The 20,008-nt window shown below is 52.4% G+C and carries 14 protein-coding genes; 5 read left to right on the forward strand and 9 right to left on the reverse strand.

Annotated elements, in window-relative coordinates:
• Positions 1 to 178: 178 nt before the first annotated feature.
• Positions 179 to 958 carry a hypothetical protein gene (locus KOR42_RS03980; RefSeq protein WP_146507312.1) on the reverse strand — a complete coding sequence of 260 codons (780 nt, stop codon included), beginning with the start codon at positions 956 to 958 and terminating at the stop codon, positions 179 to 181.
• Between the two features lie 365 nt (positions 959 to 1,323).
• On the opposite strand from KOR42_RS03980, the gene panC reads away from it, so the two are divergent.
• Entirely contained in the window at positions 1,324 to 2,175 is an 852-nt protein-coding gene (gene panC / locus KOR42_RS03985; RefSeq protein WP_146507313.1) for a pantoate--beta-alanine ligase, read from the forward strand.
• Between the two features lie 189 nt (positions 2,176 to 2,364).
• Positions 2,365 to 3,426 (forward strand): prolipoprotein diacylglyceryl transferase, encoded by a 1,062-nt coding sequence (locus KOR42_RS03990; RefSeq protein ID WP_146507314.1) that lies wholly within the window; start codon positions 2,365 to 2,367, stop codon positions 3,424 to 3,426.
• An 18-nt stretch (positions 3,427 to 3,444) separates the two neighbouring features.
• Here the strand turns inward: KOR42_RS03990 and KOR42_RS03995 are convergent, their stop codons facing one another.
• From KOR42_RS03995 to KOR42_RS04030, 8 genes are all read right to left on the reverse strand, one after another.
• The gene (locus tag KOR42_RS03995) at positions 3,445 to 4,272 is read right to left on the reverse strand and encodes a glycosyltransferase family 2 protein (RefSeq protein WP_390620863.1); all 828 of its coding nucleotides are present in this window, start codon (positions 4,270 to 4,272) and stop codon (positions 3,445 to 3,447) included.
• Positions 4,256 to 5,761: a glycosyltransferase family 39 protein gene (locus KOR42_RS04000; RefSeq protein WP_146507316.1), complete on the reverse strand. Its 1,506-nt coding sequence runs from the start codon at positions 5,759 to 5,761 to the stop codon at positions 4,256 to 4,258. Before KOR42_RS04000 ends, KOR42_RS03995 begins: the two co-directional genes overlap by 17 nt.
• A complete protein-coding gene (locus KOR42_RS04005; protein ID WP_146507317.1) occupies positions 5,758 to 6,831 on the reverse strand; it encodes an NAD-dependent epimerase/dehydratase family protein in 1,074 nt (357 codons plus the stop codon). Before KOR42_RS04005 ends, KOR42_RS04000 begins: the two co-directional genes overlap by 4 nt.
• Positions 6,832 to 6,981: 150 nt before the next feature.
• Positions 6,982 to 8,043, reverse strand: coding sequence for an NAD-dependent epimerase/dehydratase family protein (locus tag KOR42_RS04010; RefSeq protein ID WP_390620864.1), 1,062 nt, complete (start codon positions 8,041 to 8,043; stop codon positions 6,982 to 6,984).
• 235 nt (positions 8,044 to 8,278) lie between these two features.
• Positions 8,279 to 9,007 (reverse strand): hypothetical protein, encoded by a 729-nt coding sequence (locus KOR42_RS04015; protein WP_146507319.1) that lies wholly within the window; start codon positions 9,005 to 9,007, stop codon positions 8,279 to 8,281.
• Positions 9,008 to 9,057: 50 nt separating this feature from the next.
• The gene (locus KOR42_RS04020; protein WP_146507320.1) at positions 9,058 to 10,914 is read right to left on the reverse strand and encodes a glycerophosphodiester phosphodiesterase; all 1,857 of its coding nucleotides are present in this window, start codon (positions 10,912 to 10,914) and stop codon (positions 9,058 to 9,060) included.
• A gap of 95 nt (positions 10,915 to 11,009) precedes the next feature.
• Positions 11,010 to 13,400: an efflux RND transporter permease subunit gene (locus KOR42_RS04025; protein ID WP_231740625.1), complete on the reverse strand. Its 2,391-nt coding sequence runs from the start codon at positions 13,398 to 13,400 to the stop codon at positions 11,010 to 11,012.
• A 114-nt stretch (positions 13,401 to 13,514) separates the two neighbouring features.
• Positions 13,515 to 15,488, reverse strand: a complete 1,974-nt coding sequence (locus tag KOR42_RS04030) for a redoxin domain-containing protein (RefSeq protein ID WP_197440839.1) — start codon at positions 15,486 to 15,488, stop codon at positions 13,515 to 13,517.
• A 775-nt stretch (positions 15,489 to 16,263) separates the two neighbouring features.
• On the opposite strand from KOR42_RS04030, the gene KOR42_RS04035 reads away from it, so the two are divergent.
• The 3 genes from KOR42_RS04035 (at position 16,264) to KOR42_RS04045 (ending at position 19,888) form a co-directional block, all read left to right on the forward strand.
• Positions 16,264 to 17,412 (forward strand): serine hydrolase domain-containing protein, encoded by a 1,149-nt coding sequence (locus tag KOR42_RS04035; RefSeq protein WP_197440840.1) that lies wholly within the window; start codon positions 16,264 to 16,266, stop codon positions 17,410 to 17,412.
• A gap of 57 nt (positions 17,413 to 17,469) precedes the next feature.
• Entirely contained in the window at positions 17,470 to 18,666 is a 1,197-nt protein-coding gene (solA, locus tag KOR42_RS04040) for an N-methyl-L-tryptophan oxidase (RefSeq protein ID WP_146507323.1), read from the forward strand.
• Between the two features lie 175 nt (positions 18,667 to 18,841).
• Positions 18,842 to 19,888 carry a methyltransferase domain-containing protein gene (locus KOR42_RS04045; RefSeq protein WP_197440841.1) on the forward strand — a complete coding sequence of 349 codons (1,047 nt, stop codon included), beginning with the start codon at positions 18,842 to 18,844 and terminating at the stop codon, positions 19,886 to 19,888.
• The last annotated feature ends 120 nt before the right edge of the window (positions 19,889 to 20,008 follow it).

Below are 20,008 nucleotides of genomic sequence, written 5' to 3' on the forward strand. Positions count from 1 at the left end.
CTGCGAGAGCAAGTTGCTCTTTCCTGTGCACTCGCTTGAACTCTTTCATCAGACAGAAGACTGAGTTTGCTCGTGCGAGTGAGTGCAAATCAAAACAGAAAATGCTTTAAACATGACTCTTGCATGCAAATCCGTTGACGATGCCAACTGAAACTCAACTCAACAAAAAACAGCTCGACTACGACAATCCGCCAGTTCGCGACTGGAGCGTATTGACCGCTTTGAGGAATCGTTGTTGAATATCGAGTGGAATTTCTGAGAACTGATCGAGAAGTTCTGGCGACAGGACTGTTGTCACTCTTTCGATGGCAGCAGCGGCGCGTTTATACAAATCCGCAGCTTCGGGATCGCTTCTTTCCTGCTGATCCTCACCAGCGACTTCTCCGCGTGCACCTTTGCCAAACGGAGCGTATTCCCCCTGCCCCGCTTCTCTTGGAGCAGATGAAACAGTCTCTGCACGTCCTGATGAAGCGCCCGCTCCCGCCATGGCAGGTTCGCGGCCTTCATCAACTTCCTCGACGCGTTGCAGCGAATTCTGATCGATGCTCAGATATTCTGGGGCGACGCTGAACGGCGGAAGCTCTTCGGAAGGCTCCTTGAGATCTTCCCCATGCTGGGCACGTCGCCAGGCTTTCATTTCGGCGACGGTGGCTTCGATTTCGTTGGCCCACTGGAGACACTTTGCAGCGTCGTCCCAGTTAACGGCAACGTAAAAGTGCGACCACTTCAAGTTCGGATAGTCTCCGCTGACATCTGCGAAACACTCCCAGACACGGCGGCGTTGATAAACCTGATCCCCGCTCAAACCGATCAGCGCTCCGAAATCGGCATCGGTTCGGCCACGTGAATAGCGTTCGGTCCACTCTGCAGCACACTCTCCGATGACCCAGTTGCACTGGCTCAATGCTTCTTGTGCGCGCGTAATCAGTTGGTCTTCTGACTGAATTTCCTGAGTCATGAATTCCTTTGCTCTCTCATTAGAAGTGACCAAACATGTTGATCACCTGACCATAACAACTCATCCACACAGTTTTCTATTCGATGTCCCGTGTCCGGTGACCCCTTCTGAGTCATTTTCCGGTTCAAATCAGGTTGTGGGACGTACTCACCTGCGATCTCAGGAAAATCCGCTAAACTTGCCCCGAACTTCCCAGAGTTTGATCTCCGATCACTGTGGAAGGGTTCATTAGACGAATTTTCACCGGTTCATGCTTGCGGCGTCGGAAAATTTCCGAGTCGGTCCGCAGGATTGTCACGAATCCCGGCTAGGCAGCTTCAGCATGACTACGGTAACGATGTGAAGAGAATGTCAAGGACTCCACAATGGAAGTGACAACTGAAGTCCGTGAAACGCGTCAACTTCTTCGGGAAGCGCGGCAGAAAGGTTGCCGAATTGGCTGTGTGCCGACAATGGGCGCTCTTCACGCTGGTCATTTGAGCCTGGTCGAAGAGTGTCGAAAAAGTGTGGATTTCGTGTTGGTAACAATTTTCGTCAACCCAACACAGTTCGGCCCCTCAGAAGATCTCGAACGGTATCCCCGCCCATTGGCACAGGATCTGAACGCTTGTGAGCATGCCCAAGTCGATGCGGTATTCACTCCGGAGATCTCGACACTCTACCCCGAAGGATTCGACACGTGGGTCGAATGTGGCGAAATTTCCAGAATTCTGGAAGGAGCCTCTCGTCCGGGACATTTTCGGGGTGTCACGACAATCGTCGCCAAGCTGTTGAATATCGTTCAGCCCGATGTCGCCTGTTTCGGACAAAAAGACTACCAGCAGCAAACGATCATTCGTCAGATGGTCCGAGACCTCGATATTCCGACAGAAATCGTCGTTTGTCCAACCCTGCGTGAAGCAGACGGACTCGCTTTGAGTAGCCGGAATGCCTATCTCAACGAACAACAGCGAGCATCCGCCGTCGCCCTGTTTCAAGCCTTGGAACAAGCTGAAGAACTGCTTCAAGCTGGCAACGTTTCTTTTCAGGAAGTTGAAGAGGCGATGATTGAGCGTCTGAAGTCATTTGAGGGTGTCGATCCGGAATATGCTGTGATTCGAAATCCTGACACTTTACAGGAACCGAGTGAGTCTTTGACGTCCGTTGTGGCCCTGATTGCTGCTCGATTGGGGAAGACACGACTGATCGATAACCGTACGATTCCAATCACGAAATGAGACTCAATCCTGGCCTGAATCGGTTCAAACGTTTCGGATCACTGGCAGTCTCTTTTCACTGTAGTCTTGAGCATTCATGGCCTCACTCTACATTCAAACCTGATCGCGAATCTCTCGACATTGGATTGATTGACAGTTTCCGCTGAGTGACTGTGCTGAGAATTCGAAGCCCCTGGACGGACCCTGACTGTGCGACAAACACTTTTTCGAATCTGGATGGAACGGCCCTGGGCCTTGTGGACCAGTTTTCCCGACCAAACTCCGCGAGTCGGAGTCTGCTGGGTCGTTTTATTTCTGGCAGCTGTCTTCGTGATTGTGCATCTGATTCGCGGTCAGAAAGCGGCACTGATGGATCGCACCAACTGGCTCAGTTGGGGCGCAGCCCTCATTTTGTTGAGCGGGCAACCCGTTCTGGGAATCTTTCCGGAGACACTTCCGGTCTTCGGCTACGGAACGATGGTTCTGATCGGATTCGTCAGCGCCCTCTGGTTTTCTTGCGTCCGAGCGAAATCGGTCGGCTTCGATCCCGACATCATTCTTGACGCGGCGTTCTGGGTTCTCGGTCTTGGAATTGTCGGAGGCCGGTTGGCATTCCTCATTCAGTACGGCCATTTTGTGTTCGCGAATGCACAAGGACCTTTTGATCTGCTCTTCCGTGCGGTGAATCTCTCTGAGGGAGGGTTGGTGCAGATCGGAGGACTAGTCGGAGGAACGTTAGGTTTCCTGCTGTTCTGCTATCGTCGAAATTTGAACTTCCTCGAATTCGCAGACATCATGACGCCTGCGATCTTCATTGGGATTGGGTTCGGTCGGATCGGATGCTTGTTGAATGGCTGTTGTTACGGTGACCCGTGCAATCTCCCGTGGGGGATTCAATTTCCGGCTGACAGCGTGACGTTCGGAGAACTCGCATCGCGAGGATTTGTCGATCCGGACGCTGCAATGACTTATCTCATGCATCCAACGCAGATTTACAGTTCTATCAATGGTTTCGTTCTCGCATTAGTGACGGGTGTCTACTATTGGTATCGAAAGCATACGGGAGACGTGTTCGCACTCGGAGCTATTCTGTATGCAATCACTCGGACACAGCTTGAGTTTTTGCGTGCCGATGAACTGGGGCAATTGGGAACCGGGCTCACGATTTCGCAGATTTACAGCATTGGAATTCTTGCGTTTGGAGTCATTGTATTGCTCACAGGACCGATGCGATCCAAGCCCCAGCAAACTCCTGCCGTCCCAACGACTTGATCAGCGACAACGCCCGGCTCATAGAGTCGGCGACGAGTCCGAGTCGTCCGCGAGGAAATTTTCTTCGCCTGACGCTCCTGTTCGATCCCGTTCCTGACGAACATCATCAGCGATGAGCATCCGCTGGAAGAACAACATCATCAACGTACACAGGTAGCGGCGACCCATTTCGCGAAGCTTGAGATTCGTCGAACCCCAGGTGCGGCCTTCCCAGTGAATCGGGCATTGTTTGATTCGATATCCCGCGATCAGCGCACTGAGTGACATCTCCAATGTGATGTTGAAGTGACAAGATCGATAAGGACCGCACGACTGAATGACTTCCCGTCGATACGCTTTGAACGCATTCGTCAGGTCATTGAATCTGGTCCAGAACATCACGCGGATCGCAGTGTTGACGAATCGATTGACGATCAGCTTGAAGCGGGGGTAATTGTGGACACTTCCCCCTTTGATGAATCTCGATCCGAAAACACAATCGTATTCTTCGTTGACGATGAGACGATAGTAGTTCAAGACATCCTGCGGGCGATCTGATAAGTCCGCCATGTAAATCACGACGACATCGCCTTCGGCGTAATTGAGTCCGCAGCGAATTGCTCGACCGAACCCACATGGCGCGGAATGGCGAATTAGACGGATTGCGGAGACCGACCTCTTTCTTTCCGAGACGAGTTCTTCGGTCCGGTCAGTACACCCATCTGCCACGACGATCAGTTCGACATCAAGTCCGGCCTCGGTGATGAGCGTCGTCACCAGTTCATCAAGACACGCCTGAATATTCTGTTCTTCATTGTGTGCCGGGATCACCAGCGAAAGTTGGGGGCGACTATTCAACGGACTCACTCGGGACATAAATATTGACAAAGCAGTCTTGGGCTGTGACCTGCGTTCCAACCGTTGTGCTCAGGATAGCACCATATTGTTTTGGCCATTCATCCTGGACAGCTTCTCCAGCAGCAAGCAAATATCGAAAGGGAATCTCGGCGTCTCCGTAGAAAAGTTCACGCTGTTGACACAAGAGAGTCTCACGTCCCGAAAGGTAGATGTCAAAGACATAGCTCGTGTCCGCTAAATACAGCCCCTCTTCTGGCATCTCCTCGAGAACCTGATCAATAAACTTCCCGGCATGGAATCGAGGATCCCCCCAGTTCACCCAATAAATCCCGGCCGATCGCAGTCCGCCTCCCGGAACGAAAATCACCAGCCCGACTACGACTGCTGCGGCTGTCGACAAATACCTGATCCGAACAGTGTTCGAAGTTAACCACGGTTGCAACGCCAATCCGATCGTGACGCAAACCCAAAACGTCGGATAGACCCAATACCCCTTGGTCGGGTGCATCCCTGCAACAGTCGCTGTCAGATAGAGACTTGAGCCCACAATCATCGCCAATGCTCCGGCATGTGAAGTCCGCTGCCTGAACAAAACTGCGAGGCTAAAGATTGCTCCGAAACCGAAGAATGCTGCCTGAAGCGGACCGAAGAACTCCCAGATTAAACCAAAGTGGTGACGAAAGGACGGAATCGGATTCAAGAGTCGCGAGCCGAGACCGGGGCCAGCACGATCAACGACATTCGCGAAGAACTGGCTTTGAAACTCCTGCGGAAACTTGACGATCAACGGCAACCACAACATCAACACCGCCGCTGCCGAGAACGCAAGCAGACACCCGCGGGTAATTCGTTCCCGACTGCTGCCTTTTGCCGCGAGAACCCAGACTCCACATTGAAGACAGAAGACGAGCGCGAACGGATGAAAGAGTCCTCCCAAACCACACAAGGCACCAGCGACGACGATTCTCTTCCAATTCCAATTCCAATCCTCGGAGGGAGTCCACAGCGTCAACACGGCTCCCCAACCGCACAGCATGCACAGCAAATCGGGCCGAGCCAGAATCGACGTAAACATCAACGGACGGGAGAAGGCCAGCAGACTCGCCGCGAACAGAGCCGCATTCCAGCCGCCGCCAAATCTTATCGCTGCAAAAAAGCAAAGACCGATTGCAAGGCATCCGCCGAAAAGCAGTGGCATTCGCGCGGTGGGATAGCCTCCGGGAAGCACCTGAAAGAAAGGAGCCTGAAAGTAAAACAATCCGGGCGGAAGCGCCATCAAACAGCGATCGGCGTTCTGATAGAAAGTGGCCCGATTGTCAGTCACCAGATAAGGAACACGCGGCACGCCTTCGTTCGCGACAGTCCATCCGGGAACGGCAAAGACCTGTTCATCCTGTCCCCCAGCTTGATGAACGACGAGGGGAAGTCGCAATCCAAAAAAGAGAACGATCGGGATGACACACCATTTCCAGGTTCCTCCTGACAGCAATTCAGTCATCGCCCCCTCGAAATGGTCAGCCAGTCGTTTCGCGTCTCGGCGAAATCTGCGATCTCCGTCAAAATGGCATCACGTGTCCACTCGGGTGACCAGTCCCAAGTCTTTTGTGCGAGGCTGTTATCCAGAACGACCCACGGCAAGTCAAACGGTCGAGGATTGGGATCCGTCCCGACGACATGTTCTCCGAATCGCTGATCGCACCAATGAGTCAGTTGTGCGAGTGACATTGCACTTTCAATGCCTCCTGAGACGTTGAGAAGCACCGGTCGCTCATCGTCGCTTTCGGCCTCGAACTGCTTCACGACTAATCGAGCTAAATCGAATGGGTGAAGCATATCTCTCACCTGCGCGCCTGTTCCATCGAATCCGATGTACTTCAACGGTTGTCGCTGCTGATGAGAGTGGATCCAGAATGCGAAAATTCCCTGCCCCGGATGACCGAACTGCCCTGCTCCGGCCATGACACCACACCGATTGATCCAGACAGGAAAACCGAATGTCTCCGAGTATTCTTTCGCGAGAACCTCTGAGGCCAGTTTGCTCGCCCCATAGAGAGAGACCGGTGCCTCCGTCGAAAACTTTTCAGAGATTCCACGTTCACTGAGTCCAGCGGTCTCGATTTCATCGAACCTCGGAACATACGCGTCGTCCTCTTTCCGGAGAAGCAACCCGGCCAGCGGTTTGATCGCGTAAACTCGACTCGTGCTGATCATATTGAACTTGGCAGACCGTGCCCGACAGTATTCCAGAAGGTTTAAGGTTCCAAGCAGATTGTGTTCCATCAACTGCAAGGAAGCACCGCCTCCATCGGTTCCGGCCAGCACGCTCGGCATCGCAGAAGCATCGATGACAGCTTCGACATCGGGAAACAATTCCAGATCGTTTCGGTTTCGAATATCTCCATGAACGAATTCGACTCCCAGCGACTGAATTCGAGTGCGATTCGTTTCTGCCCCTGCGCGAGAGAGATTATCGATTCCGATCACGGTCCAGTCGGAACGTTCCTGACGAATCCATTCTGCGAGGCGACTTCCGACAAACCCGCAAACACCAGTGATGAGAATCTTCACGTCCAGGTTCCATTCATTTCGATCGAAATTTCTTGAGATGCTTTTCTGAGTCCAAGTTCACCTCGATGCGATTGACTCGGTGATCGAACCAGCAATCTCACGTCTCAGTCTCAGCTGCCGGGATCAGAAAATTGTCAGGCGAAATTTTGATCAGGTTCGGATTGCGGCCTCATGGGCTTGGATGAGTTCTTCGAGAATCGACTGCAAATTGCGGGTCATCGACCATTCCGGGTATCGCTCGGAAAACCTGCGAGTATCGCTGAGATACCATTGATGATCGCCTCGCCTTGGGGTCTCTTCGAATGCGAATTCCATCTGCTCTCCCCTCAGCGACTCGATGATTCCAATTGCTTCCAGGATTGAACAATGACTGAATCGCCCGCCGCCGGCATTGAAGACGCCTCCTTGCACCGGATCGCTTGCGCAACACAAGAGCATCCTGACGAAATCGTATGCGTGAATATTGTCGCGGACCTGTTTTCCCTGATATCCAAAAATCCGATACGGAATTTTCTGGACGGCACACTTGGTCAAGTAAGACAAAAACCCGTGCAGTTGAGCCCCGGAATGTCCCGGACCTGTCAAACATCCCCCACGAAACACAGCGGTCTTCATTCCGAAGTAGCGACCGTATTCCTGCACCAGTAAATCAGCAGCAGCTTTCGAACACCCGAACAGTGAGTGAGTCGTCTGATCAATCGGCATCGATTCATCGATCCCGTGCTCGAAGTATGGATGGCTCGATTCAAGTTCCCAGCGAGTTTCTTCTTCGACAAGTGGAAGACTATTGGGGCAGTCGCCGTAAACCTTGTTTGTCGACGTGAACAGAAAACATGCCTCCGGACACCTCGAGCGCGTCGCTTCCAGAAGATTGAGTGTCCCGCCCGCGTTGACATTAAAATCTGTAAACGGGTCACTCGCAGCCCAGTCGTGAGAAGGTTGACCGGCCGTGTGAATCACGACGGAGATATCTGAAGAGTACTCCGAGAAAACAGCGTCGACGTTGTCGCGATCACGAATATCAATCGGGTGATGCACGAGGTCAGAAATCTCTTCTTTGAGCCCCTGCATTTGCGGAGTCGTCGAAGAACCCGGTCCAAAGAAGTGAGCGCGCAGATCGTTATCGATCCCCACGATCTGAAACCCAGCATTCGAAAACTGACGACATGCTTCGGCTCCGATCAGTCCCGCCGCTCCAGTCACAACTGCAATCAACCTCGACCGACCTTTCTCTCCGGGAAACGCTTTCTTTGGAATCGTAGTGAATCGTCAGGCCATTGTCATGGTTCCTGCGGGCTCGCCGGAACTCGCTGCTTCCGATGGATGCTGCGCTGGCCGCGTCAATCTTTGTAAATCAGATGTCAGAGTTCGATTGAGCGGGTTGGCAAGTTGCTTGATTCCCTCAAAGCATGATGAAAGCCAACTTGTTTCATTCACACACTCGAGATCACATCAACCGCTTCCGGTTTTGTGACTTGGTGTGAACGCAAAACCTCTCGACGACCTCCGGGGGGAATCTCTTGAAAATCTCCTTAATGGCTCGACTTTCCGCAGCCACCTTTCTTGAGAATTCTTCCCCTGCGGTTCGGGCTTCGAGAACAACGTCCCTCGCCCCAATCATCGGGAAGCCCCCGGTTTGTTCGAACAGGCGCAACGCGAGTTCAACGTCCTCCATTCCATTCCGGGAATCGAGTGACTCATTAAAGGTCACACCGTCCGGAAGTCCCGACTTCAGACCGGACAGGTTCCAGACCAGACACGTATTCCTAGGGAACTGATAACTTTCCTCATCCCGATTGCGGAACAGTGCATACCCACAACTTGACGACGGTGACAGCGCAGCTTCTTGCAACTCGGAGAGTTGAAGAGGTGTCAATCGAACTTCAGTGGACACGATGAGGACACACTTCTCGCGTGGCGGAAGATGACCGAGGGCACGATTCAACGCTTTCGACCAACCGTATTTTCGTTCCGGAATTGGCAAGTACTTCAGGTCTTCAAACCCTGAAGCCTCTTCGAGACACAAGCGTGTCGAGAAACCAAAGTTCCCTGAGGGATCTCCGTCGCGATCGGAATTGACCGGGACAATCAGCCCATCGATTCCCGGCAGATTGCGGAGATTCTCCAGCAGTCCAATGAGTTTCGGATTGTTGTAGCTTCGACAAATTGCATACATCGGCGGGTGTGATTCGTTGCTTCTCCCCGACTGAAAAAGAACGTCGTCTTCTACTGTTCGGGCCCTTGAGACGAAGTAATCACGCCCAGACGATAGGCCAGTTCGAGCAGCAATCTCTCGACGGTGTTGAGTTCCATTCTCTGGTCAATCACTTTTCGAGCCCGCAACGGAAAGTCTGTGATGATCCCGTCGACACCTTGTGACATCATCAGGGACATCTGAATCGGATCATTGACCGTCCAGCAGTAAACAGCTTTTCCGCGCTCGTGAGCACGATCAACGAACGTGTGACTGACAAGTCCCGAGTTGACAGCAAGGAAATCGGCTTCCAAGCGAGTCAAATCTCCGATGGCCGTCGCAGTGAGCAATCCGACCGTCCAGTCGGGACGCAGACTCTTCATTTTCTTGACAGCCTTCAGCTTCAGTGACATCAACACCACACTCTCGGCCATGCCCGTTTCTTCCACGATCTGCGCCACCTTTCGTTCCAGATCCTGATCGTGGCCGTAGTACTTCAGCTCAATGTTGACCACGGCGTGCCCCGAACAGGTTTCAAGGACTTCCTTTAATGTTGGAACACGTTCACTGCTAAAGTCCGGTGAGAAATGACTTCCGATATCAATTTCCGAGAGTTTCTCTAAAGTGGCGTCCCAGAGTTTCAAATTGACTCGGCTGACTTTCATAAAATCCGAATCATGAAAGACGACGACTTCTCCATCAGCCGTTTCCTGAACGTCAATCTCGACCTGATCGGCGTGTTCTTCGATCGCCTTTCGAACAGATGCCATCGTGTTTTCCGGAGCCGATCCCGATGCTCCACGATGAGCGATAATCAAAACATCGTCGTCCGGACGCACTCCGTCGACGAGCCAAACTCCAATCAGCCCGGAGAACAACGCGAGGATCACAACGCCGGAGGCAAGTCGCGGCCAGGTCAATTGAGACCAGAACTTTGATTTCGTCTCGGGAAGTGCTTCAACAGAAACAGGAACCGCTTTTTCTTCGGGCAGCGTGTGGCGATAGAAGTCCGTCATGAGCAGAGAAAACAAAATTGACTGAGTCAGACTGATCACCAGCGATGCCAGGCTGTAGATGATCAAAAGAGCCCCAAGAACCGGGATGAGAATTGTCACGGACCCCGAAAATGTCGGAACGACGCTCCGCCCAATAAAGACGGTCGCAGCCGAGAGAACCATCGACAGCAGCAGAGAAATACCAATCCACGCGACAAACCCAATACCGATGTTTTTTCGATGCCCCATTGTCCTTTGTTCGCTGACTTTCAGCGCTGTCCACGGGCCTTCTTTTTCCATCATCAAGACAGGAAGAGCAACGAACCATCCAGCGACTCGGGGAAGAAGTCGCCAGCACATCACACCAAGCACAACTCCGATCATCGCAGCAGCAAAGAGGAATTTGGGCGGCCGGTTTTGCAGGTAAAAGTTGATGTCCACATCGGTCAGCATCAGCCAGAAGATGAGCGCTCCCACGGCAAGAAACGGGACTGCGATGATCAGAACGCGCACCACGATCTGAAGTGTCAGTCGCAAGATATTTGGCGTTTTCAGAATGGTGAAATGAAGGCACGCCAGCAGCTCACCGGGCGTCACCTTTCGTTCCGACACAGCCATCACAATAAACGTTGCCTGCTCCAGCGCGAGAACACACAGAAAGACAGCTGCGACGGCGATCATCCCGATCATTCCGATCGGATGCAGCACAAAGGAAACAATCTCCATGTCAGCGACCGCCGACTGTCCAGAGAAAGCGAGGACTGCGCGAAGTGCCAGTCCGGGGAGCGGAGCGAGAACGACGAAGGAAACCAGCCGAAAAAGAATCCCGACGAGAACCATCCCCCAGCCGATACGAATCCACTCTTTCACAATACGATTGGCGACTGAATTCATCGGTCACTCTCTGATTCAATAAAATACGGGCGGTCGGAAGAGAGATTGTGACGAAAGCGCTTTCGATTCGACAGGTATTTTTCGAAAGTCGAACCTCATCGATCAAATGTCGCCGGACTCATCGGCTCGGAAGTGATCGCATCTGTTGTTTCACCATCCTCAGGGTCGAGTCCTGCGTCAACAGGCTCATCTGGACTTCTGTCACTATTGCCGAAGAGCGACAGAAGAGCCGGGAGAAAGACGAGATCGCCGAAGAGCGCTGCGGAAATTGTCAAACCGGCCATGCTGGCGAAGATCCGCTGATCACGCATATCGCTGAACATGACCGTCGCAAAACCGACCACCAGAACCGCAGTCGTCATGATGAGTGCGGTCCCTGTGCCGATGAAGGCTCGACGAATCGCTTCGCGTTCCGACCCTCCGCCGCTTGCTTGAAGTTCGGCCCGTTCCTCTTCGTAGCGTGTGAGAAAATGAATCGTATCGTCGACCGCGATCCCAAGGCATACGGTGAACGCACAGACGCTGACAATCTCGAGCGTTTGACCCGTCACCACCAGATAAACTCCGGTCACTGCCAGCGGAAAGATATTGGGGATGATCGAAATCAATCCGAGTCGAAGCGACCGGTAAGCGAGACTTAACACGACAAAGATGATCAAGCTCGCGCTACCGAGGCTGTAGACGAGATCCATCACGATTTGAAAGAGACTCTCCCACCGGCGGACTGGTTCTCCGCCGAGTCTCACCGAGAAACCCGGATGATTTCGAGCAATGGTCGCACACTCTTCTCGAACACGTTCAAAAACCGGTGCGTACTTTGCGATGCCCAGATCCTGAACTCGGAACTGAATTTTGGCTGATCTTCTTTCGGGGGAGTAGTAGGCACGCTTTAACGGAGGAGGCAGCAATTCGAGGAGCGGCATTCGTTCTTCGAAATCTCCATCACCGGGAAGTGCATCGATGAATGATCGAATCGATAGCGGACTTCCAAGGAGCGGCTCCTGACGAAGCGTGTCATCGATTTCTGTCACCACTTTCAACACTTCAGGAGAATCCGAAGGAACCTCAGCCTTCCATGTGACTTCGACGAACCCCATTTCGAGTCCTCCGAATGCCTGATCCATATGATCGATCGCGCGAGCTGCCTCTGATTTCATTGGCAGTCCCGTCGTTCGACGGTCATCGGGGCGAAGCGTCAGGGAGATCGCGGTAAACGCAAAGGTGATCACAATTCCAAGAATCCCCACGACTCGTGAATGACGCAGAACGAAATCAATGATCACGCTAATTCGGCTCAGATTTCGATCGATGAGCCCCCGCTCATGACCGTGATGAATCGACTTCCCCAACCAAGTCGAACAAGCCAGCGGAATGGATGTAATCACGGCGATAAAGGTGACAATCACTCCCAACACGCTCGCCCAGCCGAACTCCCGGATCACTCGATGATGTGCCATTGAAAGCGATCCAAAACCAATCGCTGTCGTCAGAGATGTCAGCAGGCACGCCAGCCCGACTTTCTGAATTCCCCGTTTTGCTGCCTGTTTCTCGGGGAGCCCGGATGCACGTTGCCGACGGATCTCGACCATTAGGTGAACGCCATCGGTCAAGCCGACCATACTCAACAGGATCGGCAGGACAATATCGATAAACGGGTTGTCCTGAAGATCGAAATAACTCACGAGCCCGAGCGTCCAGAACACTCCAAGCGTGGGGGCGATCGCAACGATCATCACAGCCCGAAAACCACGGAACAGGATGACCGCCATGAGAAGCACCATTCCGTATCCGATGATCTGATACTTGAAACGATTCGCCTCCTGCGAGGTGATAAACGTCAAGTACATCGGAACCGAACCAGTGACGAGAACGTCAAAGTCATTCGATGGAAAATTCTTGAGTGCCGACTTCACAGCCCGGCGCAGACCGTCGGTGACAGCTTCGTCACTTTCGACGAAGAACCAATTCAACTTCACCATCAACAGGGTTGTTTCACCGTCATGTGATAAAAGCTGTCCGCCGACAAGAGGGTGAGCTAATGCTGCTTCGCGGGCCTCTTCGAATTGACGTTCCGAGGCATGCACTCCCGGAAAGAACGACTCACGTAGTCCAAAAATATTCAGCGGGGGAATTTCATCGACCCAGAGAACGCTCTCGACGTAATCGAGTTCTTCGAGCGCAGCGACACAGGCTTTCAATGCCTGAGACCCATCGACCGTAAAGAATTGGCTGGAGTCGATGACCAGGATGACTTCGGAGTCCGAAATACTGACAACGTCAACAATCGGAGCAGCCTGCCTCGGCGTTGATTGCTGGCTCGGCTGTTTCTCGTTGACCGCAGCTGGTGCTGGCTCGAAGAGTTTCCAGACCATCTCCGGAGCGAGGTAGCCGATCGCTGCAATAGCTGTCAGACAGAGTAGCAGCGCCCAGACAATTCCACGCCGGTCGACGGTCCAGCCGAAAGCTTTCTGAAATTTTACAGACACGCGAGGACAATCTTTGTGAGTGAGACTTGCCTGAAGGAGAACGCACCGATGTAACTCGGCACTGAAGGTGAGCTCAAAGACGATTTACGAATTCCGAGTCAACTCGGCCCCGATTTAGCGACGTCGAAATTCGGCATCTGCTCGACGACGCACCTCTGAGGGATCCAGAAATCCGTCACGATTGCGATCCAGTTCATGAAATCCGTATCGATCCATTGCAATCGGCAATTCGGAACGCAAGATCTTCCCGTCCTTGTTTTGATCGAACCTTTCAAAGAACCGGGCGACGAATTGCGAGGCCTGCTCTTTTTGTTCAGCCTCGGAAATCGTGACCACCGATTTGGCCGACGTGTCTCGATAACGAACGTTCTGGGCTCTTGGAGTCGCGACAGTAAAGAACGCGAGCGCCATTTCTTCCCAGGTTTGGTCGCCCCACGTGACGTACTGTTCGGGATCGGGATTAACGGGGTTCTTTTCGGAATTATCGAAGACAGACCGAAATTTGATCCCCTTCAGCTCAGCCAGCGGCAAAGGTTCCTTGAACTGATAAAAGTGCTGCCAGTTGAAATCATAGTGTGGGACATCCAGCACGGTGTCCCGTTCTCCATCACGCACGATGTCCACTGAGAACGCTTTTCCTCGAACATGCATGTGCGGAGCGATTCCGATGAGTTTTCCCGCATCGGGAAGGTAAGTTACATCCCCATCAACAGCGTAAGACGCCTCGTTCGGCGGAATTTCGAAGTCTCGGTTGATCCCAATCAGTGTCGAAACCTCATGAGTCACGTCTTCATCGTCTGCCAACAGTAACGCGAGTTGTGAAAGATCTTCTTCCTCGGTTCCGGTCGGTGTGTAATGCATCTGAAAGACAAATCGTGATCCCGCCGGGACAAGGATGCCGTAATCTTCGGGAAGATCCATGGGCAACTGTCCGGGAACGAATCCGGTGAGCCATCGAACTCTTCGAAAGTCCTCTCCATCGGGCGGTCGAATAAAGACGAGACAGTGATGGACGACCGAACGATTGCCGGGAACGACTTGAGCACCGACCACCCATTGATCTTCTTCAAATTGGGGATCGACGACGAAGTACTGATACTCGACAGTCCCCTCAGCCGGAACATTGAAGGGTCGCGTGTGCATGTCCAGGACGAGGTCGGGCTTCCGCTTGAGCTGCCATTTTTCAGCGGGCGGAACCGGCGACGGAAGATCTTTTTCATCACCGAACGGCATTCCCCCGCGAACCCATTCTCGAAGCTGCTCGATTTCCTTTTCCGGCATTGCCCGAGCATTGAGAAATTCACCGTGATCGGGACTGGCGTGCCATGGTGGCATGCGTTTCTGATCAATTACTTCCAAAAGCATTTCACCCCAGCCCTGAACCTCTTCGTAATCCGTCAAAGCAAACGGTCCGATTTCTCCTTCACGATGGCATTCCACACATCGATTCTGAAGGATCCGAGAGATTTCCTTCGCATACGTCAGCGACGTTGGCTTTTCGACGTCGCGAACCCGTCCGATCAAACAGCCGACCGGCTCTGTTTGAGAAACGGCAATTTTCTTACCGTTCATCAGCTGTTCGATGGCGACTTTCAAATCTTCCCGTTCCGGTTCACTCCGGCTAAGCCCCGGTTGATACTGATCATCGATTCGCCCCTGATAGCGGATCACTCCGAGTGAATCGACGACGAAGACTTCCGGAGTGCGTGTTGCTCCAAAGAGATCAGCAGCGGTGCCGAGGTGATCTTTCAACAGAGGGAATTGAATTCCCGTGCGATTCACATAAACCCGCACATCTTCAATCGAGTCTTGCGAGTTGCTGTTAATGCCGACGAAACGCACCCCCTGCGACTTCCACTTCTCAGAGAGAGCTTCGAGTCTTGGCCCATAGAGTCGGGCGAGTGGGCATTCACTTCCCAGAAAACAGACAACCGAGATCGAATCGGTTTCCTCGCCCAACACGGGAACAAGTTTCCCGTTGACTCCGGGGAGCGCGAGTTCCCTCATCGTCGGAGAAGTCGGCTCTTCCGCCCAGAGTGCTTGAGATAGCAGAACCACCAGTAGAAAGCTTCCGGAGCGCCGTACCATACTCTGAAGTCCTTTAACTTGTTGCATCCTGAACAATCAGCGATCCCATCAAAGTGAGATTGTATACAAGACCGTCAAACTTTCGCAAATTTCACGGGATCCAGGACGAATCGGTTCAAATGAATAACGCCTGCAGGCTGGAATTCTCCATGAATCGCTGGGACTTTGGAAATTCAGGCAGTTGCCATCTGCGAGCAAAACAACCACCACTACGCATCCAGGCATCAAGATGCGAAACCGCTTCAAACCAAAACCCGACATGAAATACGGCCGATTGACAAATTATTCCAAAAAAAAGTCCAAGAATGAGGTTGAATTTCCGATCCTCAGATCTAGAATTCTGCACACCAAGTGAAGGCCTCTGGCCCGCTGCCTTCATTTGGAGAGTCCCACCTTAGATTTGGCCCGAATCGGTGGGACTCACTTTTTTTTACTGGCACCTCTTTTCCACATGCTTCGATTCTCAACTGACCTGCTTTGTCAGTTCACTCATCTCTCCCTGTACTCTCCACTCTCTGGAGACTATCTCAACAAGCTTTCATCTTTCCGTTTTTCCGCCGATTGATTTTCATGCCTTCTCCTTGCGCATGAACATGTTCCTCTCGACAATCGACGAAATTTCTTCTGTCTGGTCGCTGAAGATTGGAGGGGAAGGTACTCTAATTGCCTCAAGAGTTTCCTGCTGATCGGAGTGACCAAGTCCGGAAATTGGCTTCGCACTCTCTCGCAAGTCTGCAACACAATGAAAACAGAACTCTTCGCCCGAGGAAGTTTGATGGTTCGATTGACACTATTACTGGCTCTCTTCGCGAGCATTCCACATTGTGACGCCGCCGCTGCAGAGCCGGAATCAACGATCAACTTTCAGAGACTGAACCGAATTGATCGAATCGTCAGCGAGGGGCTGAAACGCAATCAGTTTCCGGGTTGCGTCGTCTTGATCCAGTACAAAGGTGCTCCTGTCTTCGAAAAGGCTTATGGAAACTTGCAGACGGTTCCGGAAGTCATCCCCATGCAGGTCGACACCGTTTTCGATCTGGCATCGCTCACAAAACCAATCGCCACAGCCTCGAGCATCCATCTCCTCGCGGAACGTGGAGAGATCGACCTTCAGGAAACCGCACACCACTATCTTCCTGACTTTCGAGGAGACGGAAAAGAAGCGATCACCATTGAACAACTCCTGACACACACGAGCGGACTGATCCCGGACAACGCGCTCTCTGACTATCAATCCGGGCGAGAAGAAGCGTATGAGAACATCAACAAGTTGTCACTCTCTGCCCAGCCCGGCGAGAAGTTCATGTACAGCGACGTCGGATTCATCGTTCTCGGGCGCATCGCCGAAACTGTGACCGGCCAGCGGCTCGACAAGTTCTGCGACGCTGAACTCTTTACTCCTCTCCAAATGTCTGAAACGGGTTATCTGCCCGACGCATCACTTCGAGAGCGAGCTGCGACAACACAGAAACGCAACGAGAAATGGATGCGCGGAGAAGTCCACGACCCTCGTGCATTTGAAATGGATGGAGTCGCCGGTCATGCCGGTTTGTTTTCAACGGCACAGGATCTCTCACGTTTTGCGGAGATGATTCTTAACGACGGGGAACTCGACGGAGTTCGCCTTTTCACTCCCGCTTCGATTCAGCGAATGACGGAAAGCGTCGACGTCCCGCGTGGCATCCGATCTCTCGGTTGGGACAAGCAATCACCTTATTCGTCCAACAAGGGGGACTTGCTCACCGATTCGGGAATTGGACATGGAGGTTTTACGGGAACGGGAATCTGGATCGATCCCGAACTCGATCTGGCGGTCATCTTTCTAAGCAACCGCGTCCATCCAGACGGTTCCGGTTCGGTGAACAGCCTCATTGGCCGAATTTCAACAGTTGCCACCGCTGCGCTCCCTGATGAATCAGACTGAACTCCTCGTCGTCATTCATGTTGACTGGCCATCCCGTCTTGATCGACAGAAGCTTTGTTGTCATATTCGCCGATTTCAATTCAGGCGAAAGTCCATCGGGCGATGACCGAACAACAATTCGACCTTATTGTTATTGGGGGTGGTGGAGTAGGCAGCAGTACGGCCTATTTTGCAGCCCTCCGAAAGCTGAATGTTCTCGTCCTCGAACAATTTCCGAGAGGACATGAGCAAGGCAGTTCTCATGGTGAGACGCGCGTCATTCGAACTGCGTATCACGAGCATCCCGATTACGTCCCACTTGCTCAGAACGCCTACAAGCTGTGGCAGCGGATCGAAGATCGATTCGAACGAGCTTTACTCTCGCCTTGCGGACTAATGCTCGCCGGTCCCCCGGATGCCGAAACTATTCACGGAGCACGAACCGCTTCCGACCTTCATGGAATCGAACTCGAGGATGTTCCCGCCCAAGAGTTTCAAGAACGCTTTCCTGGATTCAATTTGCCTGAAGGGTACGAAGTCGTCTATGAGCCAAACGCTGGCTTCCTTGACGTGGAAGAATGTGTCGAAACATTCTTCGAACTCGCACAGCTTAAAGGAGCTCAGTTCGCATGGGATTCTCCGGTCACTCATTGGGAATCCGATGGAGAATCGGTGACGGTCTTTGTGGGGGAAAAAACTTTTCACGCGCGGAATCTAGTGATTGCTTCGGGAGCCTGGAGCAATCAGCTCTTGAATGAAACTCCGGGATTTCCCTCACTGGAAGTCCTCCGGAAGTTCATGGTCTGGTTTCCCGTACGTGCAGATTCTTACGATCTAAGTTTGGGAAGTTCGATCTTTCACTACACCATGCCTTACGGGGAGTTTTACGGATTCCCATCGCTCGATGGCGAAACAGTGAAAGTGTGCGAACATTCTGGCGGCCGAACCGTCAGTCCTCCTTTCAAGGAAGCCCCAGAGATGATGGACTCTGACCTCGAACCTTTGGAACGATTCTTGACGGACGTCATGCCTGATCTGGAACCGCAAAGTGAAAGCTACAGCCCCTGCCTCTACACACTCACATCGGATCGACACTTTATCGTTGACGAACATCCGCAACACCAGAATGTCCATTTCGCTGCTGGCTTGAGTGGACACGGTTTCAAATTTGTCAACGTGATCGGCAAGGCTCTCGCAGACCTTGTTATTGACCGTGAAACCGAACAACCGATCTCCTTCCTGTCGCTCAAGCGATTCACCAATCCGGGATTTTGACGAGTCCGAAAGGTGGCTGCTTTCTCAGGATTGAACGAGATGCCTCCACCACTCTTGTCGAACGGAATCACTCTGCTGCATAATGCGATGAGTCAACGACTTATCTCTGCACGACTTCCAACGGGCATGACGATTTCCCTCTGACATCATGATCGACCGAAAGAACGTTACCCCCATGAGTTTTCACTCGACAAAAAGAACCGCTTTGTGTTTCACACTCGCACTCCTCGCAGCGGGATCACAAAGAAGCCTGTTGGGACAGGAATCAAGCATCAACCCGGGAATCAATGATTCGTTTGATGCTCCAGTCGTCGAAGAATTCGTTGAACGATTTGAGAAAGAGGGCCGCGAGGTTTATGACCACCGCAATCGAATTGTCGAGGAAGCGAAGATCACGCCTGGTCAAACGATCGCCGACATTGGTGCCGGAACCGGACTCTTCACGCGACTTCTCGCCAAAGAAACTGGACCCACCGGAACTGTGATCGCGGTCGATATTGCGAAAGAGTTCGTTGACCACACCGTTTCCTCTGCGCGAACTGCGGGCCTGACTCAAGTGCGTGGACAAGTCTGCAAACCCGATTCAGTCGAGTTGCCCCCCGGTTCCGTTGATGTCGCTTTCATTTGCGACACCTATCACCACTTCGAGTTTCCGTACAAAACAATGCGCTCCATTTATCGGGCCTTGAAGCCGGAAGGAAAATTGGTTCTCGTCGAATTTCACCGGAATGAGGGAGAAAGCTCCGACTGGATCCTCGGCCATGTCCGAGCTGGGAAGGAAGTTTTCGTCGAAGAGATTCAGAATGCGGGGTTCGAAGTCGATTCAGAAGTTGATTTTCTTGACACCTCCTACTTCATGACATTCCGCAAATCTGAAAAGACCAACGACGATGGTCAGACCACGGATTCGCTGGAGACTGTTAAGAGCCTTCTTGAAAACAAAACAGCGATTCTGATCGACGTTCGAGAGCAAAGAGAATGGGATTCCGGTCACCTCAGCCAAGCTCAGCTTTTCCCATTGAGCGATCTGCAAACGCGAGAACTCCGCGGGACTCTCGAAGACCTCGACCTCCCCAAAGATCAGATCATTTACACCCATTGCGCACGAGGTGTTCGCTCCGTCTCAGCTGCGAAACTTTTAAACAACCTTGGTTACGACGCCCGCGGACTTCGCCAGGGTTTTGTCGAACTCTCTCAAAACGGGTTTGAAACTGCCGAGTAACAACTTGCTGATCGAAGCTATTCGAACTGCGACACAAACAACTTGTTATTTCTGTAACACTTTGCTTGCGAAGTGCATTTATTAATTTGTCTTATCCTGCATTAATTGATTGACAACAAG

The organism is Thalassoglobus neptunius, from assembly GCF_007859735.1.
Classification (GTDB): domain Bacteria; phylum Planctomycetota; class Planctomycetia; order Planctomycetales; family Planctomycetaceae; genus Thalassoglobus; species Thalassoglobus neptunius.